The 16,980-nt window shown below is 60.9% G+C and carries 16 protein-coding genes and 1 other RNA gene; 16 read left to right on the top strand and 1 reads right to left on the bottom strand.

Features of this window, described 5'->3' with window-relative positions; translation table 11 throughout:
* Positions 1-46: 46 nt before the first annotated feature.
* Positions 47-2,365 carry a GH25 family lysozyme gene (locus AC4CS3_RS01530; protein ID WP_490781913.1) on the bottom strand — a complete coding sequence of 773 codons (2,319 nt, stop codon included), beginning with the start codon at positions 2,363-2,365 and terminating at the stop codon, positions 47-49.
* Positions 2,366-2,657: 292 nt separating this feature from the next.
* Here AC4CS3_RS01530 and AC4CS3_RS01525 point away from each other — a divergent pair, with 292 nt between their 5' ends.
* From AC4CS3_RS01525 to AC4CS3_RS01450, 16 genes are all read left to right on the top strand, one after another.
* Positions 2,658-3,881: a TadA family conjugal transfer-associated ATPase gene (locus tag AC4CS3_RS01525; protein WP_490781912.1), complete on the top strand. Its 1,224-nt coding sequence runs from the start codon at positions 2,658-2,660 to the stop codon at positions 3,879-3,881.
* Positions 3,881-4,735 (top strand): type II secretion system F family protein, encoded by an 855-nt coding sequence (locus tag AC4CS3_RS01520; RefSeq protein WP_490781911.1) that lies wholly within the window; start codon positions 3,881-3,883, stop codon positions 4,733-4,735. Before AC4CS3_RS01525 ends, AC4CS3_RS01520 begins: the two co-directional genes overlap by 1 nt.
* Entirely contained in the window at positions 4,732-5,670 is a 939-nt protein-coding gene (locus AC4CS3_RS01515) for a type II secretion system F family protein (RefSeq protein ID WP_490781910.1), read from the top strand. Before AC4CS3_RS01520 ends, AC4CS3_RS01515 begins: the two co-directional genes overlap by 4 nt.
* Positions 5,671-5,794: 124 nt before the next feature.
* Positions 5,795-6,058 (top strand): hypothetical protein, encoded by a 264-nt coding sequence (locus AC4CS3_RS01510; protein WP_490781909.1) that lies wholly within the window; start codon positions 5,795-5,797, stop codon positions 6,056-6,058.
* 4 nt (positions 6,059-6,062) lie between these two features.
* Positions 6,063-6,485 (top strand): TadE family protein, encoded by a 423-nt coding sequence (locus AC4CS3_RS01505; protein WP_490781908.1) that lies wholly within the window; start codon positions 6,063-6,065, stop codon positions 6,483-6,485.
* Positions 6,466-6,984, top strand: coding sequence for a hypothetical protein (locus tag AC4CS3_RS01500; RefSeq protein WP_490781907.1), 519 nt, complete (start codon positions 6,466-6,468; stop codon positions 6,982-6,984). Before AC4CS3_RS01505 ends, AC4CS3_RS01500 begins: the two co-directional genes overlap by 20 nt.
* A gap of 65 nt (positions 6,985-7,049) precedes the next feature.
* The gene (locus AC4CS3_RS01495) at positions 7,050-7,460 is read left to right on the top strand and encodes a pilus assembly protein TadG-related protein (RefSeq protein WP_490782096.1); all 411 of its coding nucleotides are present in this window, start codon (positions 7,050-7,052) and stop codon (positions 7,458-7,460) included.
* Positions 7,461-7,527: 67 nt separating this feature from the next.
* Positions 7,528-8,643, top strand: a complete 1,116-nt coding sequence (gene prfB, locus AC4CS3_RS01490) for a peptide chain release factor 2 (RefSeq protein WP_236811830.1) — start codon at positions 7,528-7,530, stop codon at positions 8,641-8,643.
* A gap of 176 nt (positions 8,644-8,819) precedes the next feature.
* Positions 8,820-10,931, top strand: coding sequence for an acyltransferase family protein (locus AC4CS3_RS01485; protein WP_441411677.1), 2,112 nt, complete (start codon positions 8,820-8,822; stop codon positions 10,929-10,931).
* Positions 10,932-11,108: 177 nt separating this feature from the next.
* Complete coding sequence (gene ftsE / locus AC4CS3_RS01480) at positions 11,109-11,873, top strand: cell division ATP-binding protein FtsE (RefSeq protein ID WP_059387583.1); 765 nt, start codon at positions 11,109-11,111, stop codon at positions 11,871-11,873.
* Positions 11,870-12,784 (top strand): permease-like cell division protein FtsX, encoded by a 915-nt coding sequence (gene ftsX, locus AC4CS3_RS01475; RefSeq protein ID WP_236811828.1) that lies wholly within the window; start codon positions 11,870-11,872, stop codon positions 12,782-12,784. The genes ftsE and ftsX overlap by 4 nt, the downstream gene beginning before the upstream one ends.
* Positions 12,785-12,822: 38 nt before the next feature.
* On the top strand, positions 12,823-14,214 hold the full coding sequence (locus AC4CS3_RS01470; RefSeq protein ID WP_490781906.1) for a peptidoglycan DD-metalloendopeptidase family protein: 1,392 nt from the start codon (positions 12,823-12,825) through the stop codon (positions 14,212-14,214).
* A 64-nt stretch (positions 14,215-14,278) separates the two neighbouring features.
* Positions 14,279-14,749 carry an SsrA-binding protein SmpB gene (gene smpB, locus AC4CS3_RS01465; RefSeq protein WP_028264808.1) on the top strand — a complete coding sequence of 157 codons (471 nt, stop codon included), beginning with the start codon at positions 14,279-14,281 and terminating at the stop codon, positions 14,747-14,749.
* 152 nt (positions 14,750-14,901) lie between these two features.
* Positions 14,902-15,270: a transfer-messenger RNA gene (ssrA, locus tag AC4CS3_RS01460) on the top strand.
* Positions 15,271-15,370: 100 nt separating this feature from the next.
* Positions 15,371-15,568 carry a hypothetical protein gene (locus tag AC4CS3_RS01455; RefSeq protein ID WP_490781905.1) on the top strand — a complete coding sequence of 66 codons (198 nt, stop codon included), beginning with the start codon at positions 15,371-15,373 and terminating at the stop codon, positions 15,566-15,568.
* Positions 15,561-16,850: a tyrosine-type recombinase/integrase gene (locus AC4CS3_RS01450; RefSeq protein WP_490781904.1), complete on the top strand. Its 1,290-nt coding sequence runs from the start codon at positions 15,561-15,563 to the stop codon at positions 16,848-16,850. The genes AC4CS3_RS01455 and AC4CS3_RS01450 overlap by 8 nt, the downstream gene beginning before the upstream one ends.
* Positions 16,851-16,980: the final 130 nt, after the last annotated feature.

The following is a 16,980-nucleotide window of genomic DNA, read 5'->3' as shown; positions in this document are numbered from 1 at the left end:
CCTGGCCCCGTGAAACGAAGCCCGGTACCCCTCAGACTACCGTCGCTCAGCGATAGGCAACGCTCGCGCCGGTATCTGAGCGCCAGGAAATCCGACCCCCTTGGAAATCCTGGAAGCACGAGGCGCTGGTGGCACATGTCTCCTCGGACGTCGGATACCCGAGGGCTCCTCGTTCGAAGCCCAGGGAGCCCCACATAGAACGGATTCCTCCATACAGGCTCGTGTGTGCCCCGGTGGCAGGAGACCAGTTGATGGCTCCGCCTTGGAACATTTGGAAGCAGCCACCGTCTTTTTGACCGCAGATTTCGGACGACGTCGGATAACCGAGCCGTCCATTCTCGTATCCTAGGGAGCCCCACAAATTCCTGATGGCACCCCATGTACTCAGTTGGCCGCCAGTCGCCGGGGACCAGTTGATGGCTCCGCCTTGGAACATTTGGAAGCAGCCACCGTCTTTTTGGCCGCAGATCTGTTCGCTGGTGGGGTATCCCAATCGCCCGTTTTCGAAGCCGGTTGATCCCCAGGTGTTGCGGATGGGGCCGAAGAAGGAGGTGTGGGGGCCTGTTCCGGGGGACCAGTTGATGGCTCCGCCTTGGAACATTTGGTAGCAGCCGCCGTCTTTCTGGCCGCAGATCTGTTCGCTGGTGGGGTATCCGAGTGGTCCGTTTTCGAAGCCGGTGGATCCCCAGGTGCCGCGGATGGGGCCGTAGAGGGAGGTGTGGGCGCCTGTTCCGGGGGACCAGTTGATGGCTCCGCCTTGGAACATTTGGTAGCAGCCGCCGTCTTTTTGGCCGCAGATCTGTTCGCTGGTGGGGTATCCGAGTGGTCCGTTTTCGAAGCCGGTGGATCCCCAGGTGCCGCGGATGGGGCCGTAGAGGGAGGTGTGGGCGCCTGTTCCGGGGGACCAGTTGATGGCTCCGCCTTGGAACATTTGGTAGCAGCCGCCGTCTTTTTGGCCGCAGATCTGTTCGCTGGTGGGGTATCCGAGCGGCCCGTTTTCGAAGCCGGTTGAAGCCCAAGCGTTGCGGATGGGACCGTAGAGGGACGTGTGGGCGCCTGTTCCGGGGGACCAGTTCATGGCTCCGCCCTGGAACATCTGGTAGCAGCCGCCGTTGCTCAAACCACAAGCGATGCCGCTCGTCTGGTTGCCAAGCTTGCCACCGTAACTGGAGTAGGCCGCGCCGAAGGAATAACTTGGATCGGAATCCCCGTACGTGGCGAACCTCTGGAGGGACGCATAGTCACCATTCCAAATGTTGGAATCACCTTGGAATGGACCGGTGCTGCTGTACTGCCACAGGCTGAACTGGCCCCAACTGGCGGGCAGCGTCCCGGGCGAGTCGCTTGCAGCCAAGGGATAGGAAGCGATCCACAGCGGATAGGCGCTGAAACTTGCCGAATTTCCGGTGCACGTGCGCCACCAGTCAGTGGTCGAATAGATGACTGGATATCTTCCGACCAAAGCCTTGACGGTGTTTCCGAAGTCCGAAATCCAGCTAACCATTTGCGACGCCGACATGCCGTAGCAGACATTGCCGAAATAGAAACCGCCGATTGTCTGGCCTTCGTAGGGGTTGTACTCGATATCCAGGACAGGCGGTAGCGTATAGCCGTCCGGGCCCCAAGATCCGCCGTTCGCAACGAAGTACCTCGCTTGGTCGGCGCCCGAGGACCAGTTGGGAATGGCGAAGTGATATGCCCCGCGGGTCATGCCGGCATTGCGCGAGCCGTTGTATTGCTGGGAGAAGTTCTCGTTTTGGTAGTAGTTGCCTTCGGACGCCTTCACATAGGCGAACCGTGAGCCTTGGTTCCACTGGGACGTCCAGTCGACGTTGCCCTGATATGCGGACACGTCTTGCCCGGCCACTCCAAACGAGGGTGTCCAGTGTCCGGTGTCCGGTGCCATCGGGAGCGCGCCAGCAACTGCCTGGGACTTCGCCGGGGCGGCCCTGGCCACTGAAACTTTGTTGGCCAGCACTCGCGGCGAGCGCTGGCCCATTTCGGCTCCGCCGGCGGGAATTGCCTGGAGCATGGCGCGTTTCATCAGGTCGCCAGAAAGGGGATTGCCACCGGGCATCGCCTGCGTGGAGACCTGCGCCTGAGGATCTATGGCCGGAGAGGGCGAGGGGCTAGGGGCAGCCGACGGCGCTGTACTAGCAGGGACGGCTGGGATCCCGCTTGGTGTCGGCGCGGCCTTGGGGGCCGTTGCCCCGGCCGGGGCCTGCACCGGGCTGGTAGGCACTACGGCATTCTCAGAGTGGGCGGCTCCGGCCACAGAGAGCATCAGCGCGAGCACAACGGTCAGTACGACGCCAGCTCGCGCGATCGACACTCCGGGGTCCTCTTCAGGCGTGGTTCGATTCATTATTCAATTCCGGCAGGGTGCCGCTCTGCTGAGGGCACATGGTGATAGCTTCGACTGCAGCTCCAACAATGAACGCCTCTGCAGTGCACCATTAAGCCAGCTCCTAACCGGGACACCATAGCATTTGGTGGCAGGAGTGAACAGAGTTGCATGTGATGCCTGTGTGACTAGTGGGTGAACAGTTATCCACAACCTCCTCAAAAATGACTTGGCCCTGGAGTGCAACCTCCCCTAGCCTTAAGCCTGTTGAAGGTTTCCGCAGCGCCTGGGCGCATGCTGCATTGGGGGGAACATGGAGGCTTTGCGCATCGTCGAGGACGAAGTCCGGGAGCTGATTCGTCGGCGTGGGCTGGATCCTTTGAGTCAAGCAGTCGAAGTTCACCGGCTCGTCGAGGCCGCCGTGAATGACTACGATGAGCGGGCGCTCCTGGGCCCCTTGCCTCCTTTGGGACACTTGGACACTGCCCGCAAGTACGTGTTCGACGCCGTTGCCGGCTTCGGGCCGCTCCAGCCACTCTTGGATGACCCCACCATCGAAGAGGTCTGGCTCAACGCACCCAATGAGGTTTACGTTGCCCGAAATGGCGAGTCCGAACTTACCTCGATCAGCCTCACCGAGCAGCAGGTTCGCGACCTTGTTGAACGGATGCTTAAGAGTTCCGGGCGCAGGCTGGACCTCTCCTCACCCTTCGTGGACGCGGCCCTGCCCGATGGCTCTCGGCTCCACGTCGTCATTCCCGACGTCACCCGCCGCCATTGGGCTGTGAATATCCGCAAATTCGTGGTCAAGGCGACCCGGCTCGAGCATCTAGTGGACCTGGGTACTTTGACGCCCGAGTCAGCCCGATTCCTGGGCGCCTCGGTGGCCAGTGGACTGAACATTCTCGTCTCGGGAGCCACCCAGGCAGGAAAGACCACAATGCTCAACTGCCTGGCAGCCAACATCGGCTCCCGGGAGCGGGTCATCACCGTCGAAGAGATCTTTGAACTCCACTTCCCGCTGCGAGACGTCGTTGGACTCCAGTGCCGCCAGCCAAACCTTGAGGGTCAAGGCGAAATTCCCTTGCGCCGGCTCGTCAAAGAGGCTCTTCGCATGCGGCCGGACCGCCTCGTGGTGGGCGAAGTCCGGGAAGCCGAAAGCCTGGACATGCTTATTGCGTTGAATTCTGGCCTTCCGGGCATGTGTACCGTCCATGCCAACTCCGCCCATGACGCGGTGACCAAGATCTGCACCCTGCCGCTGCTGGCCGGTGGGAACATCTCGAGTGCGTTCGTCGTACCGACCGTGGCATCCTGCATCGATCTCGTGGTCCATTGCAGCCGCCAGGCGGACGGTCGCCGGCAAGTCACGGAGATCCTTTCGCTGGGGCGACGCGTGGAGAACGGCATCATTGAGTCGTCCAAGGTATTCGCGATGCAGGACGGCAGGCTCCAAGCCATTTCGAATTCCATGCCGGCCGTCGAGAAATTCGCCCGGGCAGGTTTTGACGTCGCCGCGCTCCTGGAACAGCACTGATGGCGCCGCTGCTGGGCGTTCTCTGCGGCCTGGGTGTCTTTCTTGTCTGGTGGTCTGCATGGGAACAGCACCCCCTTGCCGCCAAGGAGCCCAAACCGAAACGCCTTGAGTCTTTGTTGCTCACTGCCGGGATCGAAAAGGTGAGCGGCGGGGGATTCATCGCATCGTGCCTAGGATTGGGCCTTTTCACCACGCTGGTGATCTACGTCATGACAGCGTCCTTTTCGATTGCAGCGTGTTTCGGCTTGTTCGGCGCGTGGCTTCCCTTGGCCGTTGTCAGCTGGCGGGCGCGCAAGCGGACCGCCATGCTCCGGGAGCTCTGGCCCGATGTCGTCGACCATTTGCGCTCGGCAATCCGCGCAGGACTTTCGCTGCCCGAGGCGCTTATCCAACTTGGCGACAAGGGCCCCGAAGAGTTGCGGGTCCTCTTCCGCGAGTTTGCTGCGGATTACCGTTCCGGCGGCCATTTCGATGCGGCGTTGGGCAAGCTAAAGGAGCGTTTGGCCGATCCCGTTGCCGACCGGATCATTGAGGCGCTCAGGCTGACGCGCGACGTGGGCGGATCCGATCTAGGTCGCCTTTTGGGAACTCTCGCCGAGTTCCTTCGCGAGAGCGCGAGGACCCGCCGTGAACTCGAGGCACGACAATCATGGACCATCAATGGGGCGCGCCTGGCCGTTGCCGCCCCGTGGATCGTCCTGATGCTGCTGGCCAGCAGGCCGGAAGCCGTCGCCGCGTACAACTCGGCCGCGGGAGTCACCGTTCTTGGAGGCGGATTGTTGGTCTCGGGCTTCTGTTACTGGGCGATGCTGCGCATTGCCGCCCTTCCTGAAGATGAAAGGGTGCTTCGATGACTGCGTTGACTGCCCTGGCCGTGTTCTGCGGACTTCTTTTGGGAGCCGGGTTGTGGCTCATCTTTGTTCGCATGCCATTCATGCGGGCCACTCCCTTCGCGGAGCGCATCGAGCCGCAACTCAGGTCCCAGAACCTCGAATCGCGCCTGCTGTCCACAACCCCGGACATCGCACCGTTCGGCCCTTTGGAGCGCATTCTGCGGCCGGCGATCCGGGACGCCCTCCGCTACCTGACTAAGTTCAACCTTGGTACCACGTCTCTCAACAAGAGGCTGGCAAAGTCCGGTTCCGGCAAGTCCGCGCTGGACTTCCGCGCGGAGCAGCTGCTATGGGCGGCGGCGGGCTTTGCCACGGCGGTTGTTGTGGTGGTCGTGAGTGCCACCCGTGGACGGTTCAATCCGGGGCTTGCGGTTGCCTCGGTTCTGGTTTGTGCACTGGGTGGCTTTCTTTTCCGCGACTACATGCGGGGGGTGCGGATCAAACGAAGGCACAGGCGGATGCTGGCGGAATTCCCCAGCCTTGCAGAATTGATGGCCCTGGCGGTGGGTGCGGGGGAGAGCGCTAGCGGTGCACTCGATCGAGTGTGTCGGACGGCCCGCGGCGAGCTGGCGAAGGAGTTTGCCCTGGTAGTGGCCGCCACGCGGGCCGGCACGCCGCTGGTTGACGCCCTGCACGAGTTTTCGGGACGAACCGAGCTCGGCCCGCTTATTCGGTTCGTGGATGGGATTGTCGTTGCCGTTGAACGTGGTACCCCTTTGGCCGATGTTTTGCGGGCCCAAGCTGCGGATGTCCGCGATTCAGCCAAACGGGAGCTGATGGAAGCGGCGGGCCGCAAGGAAATCGCCATGATGGTGCCGCTGGTTTTCGGCGTCCTGCCCCTCACCGTGATCTTCGCCGTCTATCCGGGCTTGGCCGCGCTGGAACTTGGTTTCTGATGGCCGTCTCCGACAAGCCTTTTCACCTCCATCGCATGGGCGTCCGCCTGAATGCCAAACATAAACCAGCACGGATCACAACGATTCCTGCACAGCGAAATGGGGAAAAATGAACTGGGGAAGAATGAATAAGCCCGGACGCCGAAGCCTGGCGGCTCCAGGACTTTTGCTGTGCCAGTTGTGGACACTCCCGCCGTCCAGACCATCGCTGAGAACCACCCCGAATGAAAGTTCGGTCCCGGACGATGGTCATCCCGAGCGGGGAGATGTCCCCGGTTGGGTCATGATCACCTTGATGTCCGCGGCACTCGTCGCGGGCCTGCTGGCGCTGGCCGGCCCGGCTCTTGAGGGACTCTTCAACCAGGCCATGAGCAAGGTCGGAAAGTAAGTCCGTGCCGTTCCGCAGCCGGGGAGCAGGACGTGGCGGCGGCGCCAGTGCCAGCCGCAGCGATGAACAGGGCTCCGCCGTCGTGGATTTTGTGCTGGTCGGGGGTCTGTTGACGGTGTTCTTCCTCGCCGTCGTTCAACTGACCCTCGTGTTGCACGTGCGCAATACCCTCATTGATGCGGCCTCGTCCGGTGCCCGTTACGGCGCTCTCGCCGACCGCACGCCGGCCGATGCCCGTGAGCGCACCGCAGACCTGATCGGAATGGCGCTGAACGCGGATTTTGCACGGGACATCTCGACGTCGGAGGCCAGCTTCCAGGGAATCCGCACCTTGGTAGTGACAGTCCGGGCACCCTTGCCGGTTATCGGGCTGATCGGACCCGGAGCGGCGCTGGAGGTGAGGGGGCATGCTGCGACTCCCGGCTGATCTTCGCCGTGCAGCGCTTTCCCGCTTCCGGAAGGCGGCCTGCCTGCCACTCGCCGAGGGCCGGGAATCGACCGGCCCCCGGTGTGCCTCTGAGCGGGGAAGCGCAGTGCTCGAGTTCATCCTTCTATCCCTCCTGCTTATGGTTCCCGTGGTCTATTTCATCGTCACTATTGGACAGATCCAGGGCGGTTCCTTCGCCGTCGTGGGGGCAGCGGATCAAGCCGCCAAGGTCTATGTCATGCAGAAGGACAGCTCCCAGGGACGCGTCGCCGCTGAACAGGCTGCCCTTCTGACCCTTGCCGACTATGGCCATTCCGCGGAGCGGGCATTTGTCGACGTCGCGTGCGACCGCGGCGATTGCCTGTCGGCGGGTGCTGCGGTCACGGTGACAGTCAAGCTCACGGTGCCGTTGCCCATGCTGCCCTTTGGGGACACCCTGAATCTGGACGCCGCGAATCTGAGTGCGTCGGCCACGCAAATCGTCGGGCGGTTCAGGTGAGGGACCATACCGTGAGGAGGAATAGGCTCCAGTCCCGTGAATCGGAGGGGGAAGACGGCCATTTGATGGTCTTGACCATCGGCTATGTGGTGATCGCGTTGTTGCTGGCAACGGTCGTTGCTGCGGCCTCCGCCATCTACATCGAACATAAGAGGCTCCTCTCCGTGGCGGACGGAGCTTCGGTGGCAGCTGCGGACAGCTATACCCTCGGCCAAGTAGAAAATAGCGCTGAAACGCCCTCGGCCGTCCTCAACAGTGAGCGGGTGCGGAGCGTTACCGTGTCATACCTCAGGCAAAACGGCGCCCATTCACGGTTCGATCAACTTGCCGTCGCGCCGGGTACTGGAAGTCCGGACAGTACCACGGCCGAAGTTGTGCTGAGCGCGGTTGCCCATCCGCCCGTGGTCAGCTTTCTGCTCCCCGACGGTGTTCCGATCGAGGCCCGTTCCACTGCGCGTTCCAGGCTGACCCGCTGAGTTCCAAGCGTCATACGTCCAGTGCCCGTGCCAAGGCCACCAATGGATGGCGTACTCTGGAACAACCATGGCTCAGATTGACTTTCCCGCAGAAATCCGCGCGCTTCGCTCCACCTACCGCTCCATCGAACAGGTTTCCGATGTCGAGAAGCTCAAGGAAGAGATCGCAGAATTGAGCGAGCGAGCGGGTGAACCGAACCTCTGGGACGATCCAGCTGCCGCGCAGGTAATTACGTCGAAGTTGTCCCACCGGCAGTCCGAACTTGAACGGTTGAACAGGCTGACGGGCCGTATCGACGACCTTGAGGTTCTTGTCGAGCTCGGCCAGGACGAGGACGACGACGCTTCCATGGTCGAAGCCGCCACGGAACTCGATTCAATTCGCAAGGCCCTCAAGGAACTTGAGGTGGTAACTCTGCTGTCGGGCGAATACGACGAACGCGAAGCCGTCGTCACGATTCGTGCGGGCGCCGGCGGTGTTGATGCGGCGGACTTCGCCGAAATGCTCATGCGCATGTACCTTCGCTGGGCGGAACGCCACGGCTACCCGACTACCGTCATGGATACTTCGTACGCCGAAGAGGCCGGCCTCAAATCAGCCACTTTCGAGGTCAAAGCGCCGTACGCGTTCGGTACCCTCAGCGTCGAAGCCGGGACGCACCGCCTTGTCCGCATCAGCCCCTTCGACAACCAGGGCCGCCGGCAAACCTCCTTTGCCGCCGTCGAAGTCATCCCGCTTATCGAGCAGACCGACTCGATCGACATTCCCGACAATGAGATCCGCGTCGATGTCTTCCGCTCTTCCGGCCCCGGCGGCCAGTCCGTCAACACGACGGACTCCGCAGTGCGTTTGACCCATATCCCCTCAGGGATTGTCGTCTCCATGCAGAACGAGAAGTCCCAGCTGCAGAACCGCGCAGCCGCAATGCGCGTGCTCCAATCGCGGCTCCTCCTCCTGAAAAAGGAGCAGGAAGATGCTGAGAAGAAGGCATTCGCAGGTGACGTCAAGGCATCGTGGGGGGACCAGATGCGTTCGTATGTCCTCAATCCGTACCAGATGGTCAAGGATCTGCGGACTGAACACGAAGTGGGCAACACGTCAGCGGTGTTCGACGGCGACATCGACGACTTCATCGACGCCGGCATTCGCTGGCGCACTGGCAACCGCAACGCCGAAGGGTAGGCGGCACCGGCCCGATTGGTCATGCCCTCTTAACTGAGGCATGCCACTATCGCATCGGATTGCCCGGGCCGCATCACTGGCAGGTAATCATGGCTAAGCTGATTCGGCCAGTTCGACTCACGACGCCGCATACGTCATCCTTTAACGGGGCACTCATCGACGGCAGGCAAGGCGGAATGCAGAAAACTAGGGCGACCAAAACCGTACTTCGCAAGGATATCCAGGGTCTTAGGGCCGTGGCCGTAGCGGCGGTAGTACTTGATCACCTGCTCCACTGGCCCAGCGGCGGCTTCGTGGGGGTCGATATCTTCTTCGTAATCTCCGGATTCCTCATCACAGGGCTCCTCATCCGTGAATGGCGGCGCGCGGGGCGGATCTCGTTTGTGGACTTCTACAGGCGTCGCGTCAAGCGGATCCTCCCAGCTTCGCTGCTGGTCATCGCGGTGACCGTCATCGCGGCCCGGTTCCTTTTTGCCGCCCAGCGGTGGCACGCAACTGTTTGGGACGCTGTCTTCTCGGCCCTTTTTTCGGCGAACTGGCGGTTCATGGTCATTGGAAGTGACTATTTTCAGGCTGACGGGCCGGTTTCGCCCCTGCGCCACTATTGGTCGCTTGCCGTGGAAGAACAGTACTACTTCATCTGGCCCTGGGTAATGCTCGCAGTCCTGCTGCTCACCAGGAAGCTGTCCGCGAAGGCAACGACGTCGATGAAGCCGGTAGTCCTGACCATCACCGGCATCACCGTGGCATCTTTCGCCTGGGCTTTGTTCGCAACGTCTACCAACCCGGGGGCCGCCTACTACGACACCTTTTCACGCGTATGGGAACTCGGGATCGGGGCAATACTCGCATTCGCTGTCCCGTGGCTGGAGAAGCTGCCGCATCGGCTGCGTCCCGTTGCCGCGAACTTAGGCCTGCTAGGAATCGTCGCGTCCGTTTTCCTGGTTTCTCCCGATTCCGGATTTCCCGCGCCCGTTGGATTGATACCTGTACTGGCAACGGCATTGGTGATCGCAGCCGGATGCGGTGGAGAGCAAAAGTTCCTGAAGCCCTTGACCAACAGGGCGAGCCAACATCTCGGCGACATCTCGTTTAGCCTCTACCTCTGGCATTTCCCCGTGGTGATATTCCTGGGCGCCTTCCTTGAAGCCGACCTGTTCTATTACGTGTTGGCTGGCTTGCTCATGCTGGTTCTGGCGCACTATTCGTTCCGGCTTGTGGAAGATCCCATCCGGAATAGCCGGTGGCTTTCCAAGGCAGAGAAGCGGCCGCATACGGAACGGCGACGATCAACGCGGACCTTTGTCCGTTCCGCTCTGGGATTGGCGATGTGCCTAACCGTTCTGGTCGGCGCTACGGGGGCGCGCTTGGCAATCTTCCCGATGGCCTCGCCGTCAGGCGGTTCGACGATCGAATCCAGCAGTGCCGGGAAGGGTTTTCCCGTGGACGGACCCGAATCCAGGAAGATTCAAGCAGAACTGCAGGCCGCGGTGGGGGCCACTGAATGGCCTACCTTCTCGCCGTCCCTGGAAGAGATCATCGCCAAGGACCCCTACCCGGATGGGGTCCACGCTTGTGGCGATGCCGGTGAACACCCGGCGGATCAATGCACCTGGGGACCCAAAGACGCCAAAAAGCACGCCGTTCTTGTCGGCGACTCCATCTCCATGCGATGGGCGACTCCTTTGATCAAACTCTATTCCGAGAACGGTTGGAATATCCGGGTTCTGGGACGCTATGGATGCCCGTTCAATCTTTATCCGATCGCCAAGCCCGCTGAAGAGGGGAAGGCTTGCGATGACCGGAAGGCTGAGGCCGTCCGAGTCATCCAGGAGATGTCTCCGGACATTGTTTTCATTGGCAACACACACTTCCCGGAGCGCATGTCAACGACAGGCAAAGTTGCTACGGCCGAGGACTGGGGTGCTGGAATGACGGCGATCCTGTCCAAGATTCCGAACGCGAAGAAGAAAGTCCTGCTGAGCCCGCCGCCGATAGATAAAGACCCGCGCCAGTGTTACAGCCCTGTACAAGGACCCCAGGCGTGCTTGGGTGGCGTCAGTCAGCTCTGGGTCGACATCTCGGCGGCCGACCGCAAATCGGTTGAGGCAGTCCCCGGCGGTGTTTACGTGGACACAAGGGAGCTGTATTGCACGCAGGACGGGATGTGCCCTGAGTTTGTGGGCAACATACCAATTAAGCAGGACGGCACACACATGACGATGTACTACGGCTACCACATTCAACCCGCGCTTAAGGAGATGCTGGCCAAACGAGGCCTGGGTTAGGACCGGGAACGTCCGTCCCTGCCGCCCGTTTGGGCGACACACCGCACCAAGCCCGCGATTCCGCCGCGGAGCGTGCGTATAGTCGAAGAGCCGGCGCTCAACTTCCCCCAACGAAAGCCCGTGCGCTGGCGGTTGGACTGGTCGAACGTGGCATGTCCGGCGGGGTTCTGAAGAGTCATGATCCGATTTGAGAATGTCACCAAGGTCTACGACCCCAATGCCCGTCCGGCGCTGGATGCTGTCAACCTTGAGATTGACCGTGGAGAATTCACCTTCCTCGTCGGGGCCTCGGGCTCCGGCAAGTCGACGTTCCTGCGTCTCATTCTGAAGGAAGACCGGGCAACATCCGGTTCGGTCTACGTCGCAGGCCAGAACGTAGCCAACATTTCAAGCTGGCGGGTCCCCAAGCTTCGCCGCGGAATCGGCGTCGTTTTCCAGGACTTCCGCTTGTTGCCGCAGAAGAATGTCTTCGCCAACGTGGCCTTCGCCATGCAGGTGATCGGCAAAAGCCGCAGCATCATCCGCGAGACTGTTCCGGAAGTGCTGAAGACTGTTGGCCTTGAAGGCAAGGAACGCCGCATGCCCCATGAGCTGTCCGGTGGCGAGCAACAGCGCGTGGCCATCGCCCGCGCCGTCGTCAACCGCCCCGGCATCCTGTTGGCGGACGAACCCACCGGAAACCTGGACCCCATCACCTCGATGGGCATCATGGGTGTGCTCGACAAGATCAACCAGAACGGCACCACTGTGGTCATGGCAACGCACGACGACGACATTGTGAACGAGATGCGCAAACGCGTAGTGGAGCTCCGGAACGGAGTGGTGGTCCGTGATGAGGCAAGGGCCTTGTACACCTCGATGATTCCGGTGGTGGGAGAGTCCCGGCGAATGAAGGACGCGAGCGATGCTGAAATCGACCGCGCACAGGGGGTCCAGCAGTGAGGCTCGCTTTTATCCTGGGCGAGATCGGCAGTGGCCTGCGCCGGAACCTGTCCATGGTGATTTCCGTAGTCCTGGTGACGTTTGTCTCCCTCACCTTTGTCGGCGCGGCCGGCATGCTGCAGATGCAGATCAACCAGATGAAGGGTTACTGGTACGACAAAGTCCAGGTTGCCATCTTCCTCTGCAACGACTCCTCGACGTCGACGGGATGCGCTTCGGGCGCGGTCACCAAAGAGCAGCAGGCCAACCTGGCCAAAATGCTCGATTCGCCGACAGTCAAGCAGTACATCACCGACTACCAGTTCGAATCACAGGCCGATGCGTTCAAGCACTTCAAGGAACAGTTCTCCAACTCTCCGATCGTTGACTCGGTAACACAGGACCAGCTTCCTTCGTCTTTCCGAATCAACATGAAGGACCCCCAGAAGTACCAGATCATCAGCGAGACCTTCTCCTCCCAGGCCGGGGTGGAGACCGTCAGCGATCAGCGCCAGGTCCTTGAACGGATCTTTGAGTGGATGAACGGCGCCTCTGTGGCGGCAATGGTGGTCGCGGGAGTCATGATCTTCTGCGCAGTCCTGCTCATCACCACCACCATCAGGTTGTCCGCGTTCAGCAGGCGGCGGGAGACAGGCATCATGCGCCTCGTTGGAGCGTCGAAGACCGTTATCCAACTGCCGTTCATCCTTGAAGGCGTGATCGCCGCGGTCGTGGGTGCAGTCCTGGCTTCCGGCACACTGTGGCTGGTTGCCCAGTTCTGGCTTAATGGTGACTTGTCGCGGCAGTTCCTGAACACTCCGTTTATTTCCTCGGCCCAGGTACTCGTGATTGCTCCGGTCCTGATAGCGTTGGGCGGCGGCCTGGCTGGAATATCTTCACTTCTGACCCTCCGTCGATATCTCAAGGTCTAGCCATGAAGAGCACTGATCCCGGGCGAACAGGACAGCCGATGACACGGAAGTACCAGGCTGCGTTGCGGCTGCGAAAAGTTAGTGGCCGTGCGAAGGTTGCTGGCTCTGTGCTGGCCATTGCACTCGCGGCGAGCCTTGGCACTGCCCCCATGGCACACGCTGACAACCTCGATGACCAACAGGCCGCCCTCAACGCGGAATCTGCTCGCGTCCAGCAGTCCCTGGAATTCGTTGATGCCAACATTGCGAAGGCAGCCGGCGACCTTGTGGTCTATCAGGGACAGCTCCCAGGAGCTCAACAGGCACTTCTCGAAGCCCAGGGCAAGGTTGCCACTGCGGTAAAGGAGGCGGACGCCCTGGCGGCCCGCGTGGACCTGGCGCAGCAGAGCAAAGCCCAGATCACCCAGCAGCTGGAAAACGACAAGCAAAAGATCACCGACACCAAGAAGCTCATCGGCCAGATCGCGGCTCAGGCATATAAATCCGGTGGCGTTCCCACGAACGTTGCGTTGATGTTCGGAGCGAACGACGGCGGCAACCTTACGGACACCATGGACCTCGCCAACCAGGCGATGCGCAGCCAGAACGCCACTATGACGAAGTTGACGCAGCAGAGCGCCACGAACGTTAACTCCCAAGCCCGGCTCACCGCCGTCGAACAGGAAATCCGCGACCTCAAGGCGAAAGCGGACGCGGCGCTTGAGCGCGAAAAGGCAGCCCGCGATGATGCCGCTGCCAAGAAGGCCGAGGTGGACAAGCTCATCTCCGACACCACCCGTCTTAACAGCCAGCTTCAAGCGGCCAAGCCCGGGATCCAGGCCCAGCTCCAACAAGTGAAGGCGAATCAGGACGCAGTCGCTGCGGAAATCTCGGAACGCGACCGCAAACTGCGCGAAGCATGGTTGGCCGAACAGCAGCGACTGGCCGCAGCCGCTGCGGCAGCCGCCCAGGCGCAAAACCAGGCACCCCCGCAAGCTTTCGTGCCGCCAGCGAGCAACCCGCGCTCCAACTTTGGCCTGATCCACCCAGTACCTGCGAACATCCCGATCACCTCGGGCTTCGGTTGGCGTGCGACGCCGCCTGGAACCATCGATTTCTACGGCCAGGGTGGCTACATGCACACGGGCATCGACTTCGGTGCCCCCTGTGGAACCCCGGTATACGCAGCCGCTGCCGGCACGGTATTTTCAGCGGGCTGGGGTAACGACGGCGGTGGCAACCGTGTCAAGATATCGCACGGAGTCATCAATGGTGATTCCCTGACCACGGTTTACTACCACAACACCAGCGTGGTGGTTTCTTCCGGTCAGCAGGTGAGCCAAGGTCAGCTCATTGCATATTCAGGGACCACGGGTAACTCCACTGGTTGCCACGTGCATTTTGAGACCTGGGTGAACGGGCAGGCCGTTGACCCGATGAACCTTTTGTAGCCCACACGACAAGGTCTTGCTGGCGTAGACTAGTGTGATTCTTCGACAACCAAGGAGTTCTACCGTGCCCAAGGAAAGTGGCCGTAAGGTAGTGGCCACCAATCGTAAGGCTCGGCATGACTACCACATATTGGATACCTATGAGGCCGGCATTGCCCTCATGGGAACCGAAGTAAAGTCCCTGCGTGAAGGCCACGCCTCCATGGTGGATGGCTTCTGTACTTTCTACAATGACGAGTTGTGGATGGAGGGCATCCATATCCCTGAGTACAACCAGGGGAGCTGGACCAACCACGCCGCGCGCCGCCGTCGGAAGCTGTTGCTTCACCGCGAGGAACTCAACAAAATCTCCGGCAAGATCCGCGAGACAGGGCTGACGGTCGTGCCGCTCCAGCTGTACTTCCTGGATGGACGTGCCAAGGTCGAGATTGCGTTGGCTCGAGGCAAGAAGGACTACGACAAGCGGCAGACCTTGCGCGAGCAGCAGGACAAGCGTGAATCACTGCGTGAACTGCGCGAGCGCAACCGCCGCTGACTTGCCCGCAAAACGCTGCCAAGTGCGTCGCTAGCCAAAGCGTGTCCCGGAATGTTCAGGTGCCGCGATGCGTTATGCTGATTAACCTGGCAGGTTTTCATGGTGGTAGGTTTCGAGCGATCATCGTGCTGCGGGGATTGATAACAAAATACGGGGATGATCGGTTTCGACGATGTTAGTCGCGACAGGTGAAGCGGGCCGAGGATGCAGAATTATCTCGTAAACGCTGTCTGCAAACCAATAAGTGCCAATTCAAAGCGCACTGACTTCGCTCTTGCTGCCTAAGCAGTAAGACAGTCCGTCAGCCCGAGGTTGCTATTGCCCCGGATCCTGGCGTCATTTAGATAGCCACTGCTGTTTGCCTTCGTCATCGAGGCAAGCGGGACTCTTAGATGACTGGGCCCGGATCAGCTACTTGTTCGCACGATAGCTGGGGCCGAGAAAGTCCGACGCGAACTGCGCCCGGAGAAGCCCTGACAACACGACATCGGACGGGGGTTCAATTCCCCCCATCTCCACCTAAGATAGCCCCTAGATCCTTGTGATCTAGGGGTTTTCTTTTTGCCTGTTGGCGAGAACCCCGATTTTGTTGGCGCGAAACGGTAGCGATTGGGGTTAGATATGGAAGCGAACGAAGGCAGAACGGTACAGGCCGAACGAGCGGGGGAGCCGTGGAGCCGAACCGACGAACTGAACTGGGCGGCTGACCGGACCGTACTCCGTGAACTCCGCAAGCGTGGCGAGCATCCCTCCGAGTGGCTCGCCAACGAGTATCGCGAACTCAGCGCACGCCGAAAGGCGGTGGCTGCCCGTGGCTAGCATCCGTACCCGCGAACTCACGAACGGTGGCGCCTCGCACACAGTGACGTGGCGCGAGCCGGGCGGCGCACTACAATCGCGCACATATTCCGAGAAGGACTACGCGCCGGGAGATGCGCGAGACAAGGCGCGAGAGCTCAAGGACTTCCTCGACGCCAACGGCAACACCTACAAACTTGCGGAGAAGGCGAAGGTCCGCAAGAACTCCACTAAGCCGACGGTCTCAGAGGTAGTGAAGCACCACATCGATCTGCTGCGGAAGCCGCAGCCCGGAACCATCGCCAAGTATCGCCGCATAGCCGCCGCTCACATCGACCCCAGCGACCTTGGCAAGACGCCAGTGGACAAGGTGAACAAGGCTGCGGTGATCGACTGGCTAGACGACCTCACCGTCCAGCAGGGCGCCAACCAGACCACGGGCCAACCTCTCGGACGCAAGACCAAACAGAACATCCACGCGCTGCTCTCAGCCGCTTTCGTGACCGCGATGGACGCGGAGATAATGACCCGAAACCCGGCGAAGGGTGTCGCCGAGGCCGACCTCAACGGGGCCCGCGAAGCCGTCTACCTCTCGCCTGAGGATCTCGTCATGCTCTCCGAGCGCATCGAGCCGCACTACTCGCTATTCATCCGGTTCCTTTCTGGAACTGGCTTGAGGTACTCGGAAGCGACCGCGCTTCGCCGGCGGGACATTACATTCAAGGCTGGGCGCGCCGTTGTGCACGTGACTCGGGCATGGAAGTCCGTTGGCAAAGGCGAAGAGATTGGGCCTCCTAAGACGAAGAAGGCAAGGCGCAACGTCACCTGCAACGTGACCCTGTCCGCCGATCTGACCGAACACATGAAGCCGCTGGGCCTGGACGAATACGTTTTCCAAATGACTGACGGTGAGTACGTCCGAAACAACCGCTTCCACAAAGACGTCTGGCAACCGCTGATGGTGAAACTGCTCGAATCGGGGGAGTTGGACCGCAAGCCGTGGATACATGAGATCCGGCACGCCCACACCACGCACCTGCTCGACGCCAACGTCCCGGTCCATGTCGTGCAGGCCCGGCTCGGGCACGAGGATCCGCAAACCACGTTGCGCGTCTACGCGCGCCTCTCCAAGGCATCTGACGCTGCGGCGGCGGACGCCCAGACCGTGCCAGCAGTTGAGGCTCCCACGCCGCCCGCCAAGGACGTCATCACGCAGCTGGAGCGGCTGGCCGAGCTTCGCGACAAGGGAATCTTGACTGAGGAGGAGTTCCAAGGCCAGAAGTCGGTCGTGCTGAACTCATAATCACTTCGCGTTTGACCCCTAATGAAAAGGTCATAGGTTCGATTCTGATAGGAAGCTCGAACAGAAAGAACCACGGTTCCCTTGCAAACAAAGGGAACCATGGTTCTTTGGTCATGTGCTCAAAATGTCC

It is taken from the genome of Arthrobacter sp. SE2 (assembly GCF_058244265.1).
The sequence above is the reverse complement of the archived record's forward strand: the minus strand, read 5'-3'. Positions and strand labels throughout refer to the sequence as shown.

Bases quoted from the DNA above. Each gene is read 5' to 3' on its own strand.
- AC4CS3_RS01455 (WP_490781905.1), top strand. From the start codon at position 15,371: ATGGAAGCGAACGAAGGCAGAACGGTACAGGCCGAACGAGCGGGGGAG.
- AC4CS3_RS01520 (WP_490781911.1), top strand. From the start codon at position 3,881: ATGGCGCCGCTGCTGGGCGTTCTCTGCGGCCTGGGTGTCTTTCTTGTC.
- AC4CS3_RS01470 (WP_490781906.1), top strand. From the start codon at position 12,823: ATGACACGGAAGTACCAGGCTGCGTTGCGGCTGCGAAAAGTTAGTGGC.
- AC4CS3_RS01515 (WP_490781910.1), top strand. From the start codon at position 4,732: ATGACTGCGTTGACTGCCCTGGCCGTGTTCTGCGGACTTCTTTTGGGA.
- AC4CS3_RS01525 (WP_490781912.1), top strand. From the start codon at position 2,658: ATGGAGGCTTTGCGCATCGTCGAGGACGAAGTCCGGGAGCTGATTCGT.
- AC4CS3_RS01530 (WP_490781913.1), bottom strand. From the start codon at position 2,365: ATGAATCGAACCACGCCTGAAGAGGACCCCGGAGTGTCGATCGCGCGA.
- AC4CS3_RS01500 (WP_490781907.1), top strand. From the start codon at position 6,466: ATGCTGCGACTCCCGGCTGATCTTCGCCGTGCAGCGCTTTCCCGCTTC.
- AC4CS3_RS01485 (WP_441411677.1), top strand. From the start codon at position 8,820: ATGCAGAAAACTAGGGCGACCAAAACCGTACTTCGCAAGGATATCCAG.
- ftsE (WP_059387583.1), top strand. From the start codon at position 11,109: ATGATCCGATTTGAGAATGTCACCAAGGTCTACGACCCCAATGCCCGT.
- prfB (WP_236811830.1), top strand. From the start codon at position 7,528: ATGGCTCAGATTGACTTTCCCGCAGAAATCCGCGCGCTTCGCTCCACC.
- AC4CS3_RS01510 (WP_490781909.1), top strand. From the start codon at position 5,795: ATGAATAAGCCCGGACGCCGAAGCCTGGCGGCTCCAGGACTTTTGCTG.
- AC4CS3_RS01495 (WP_490782096.1), top strand. From the start codon at position 7,050: ATGGTCTTGACCATCGGCTATGTGGTGATCGCGTTGTTGCTGGCAACG.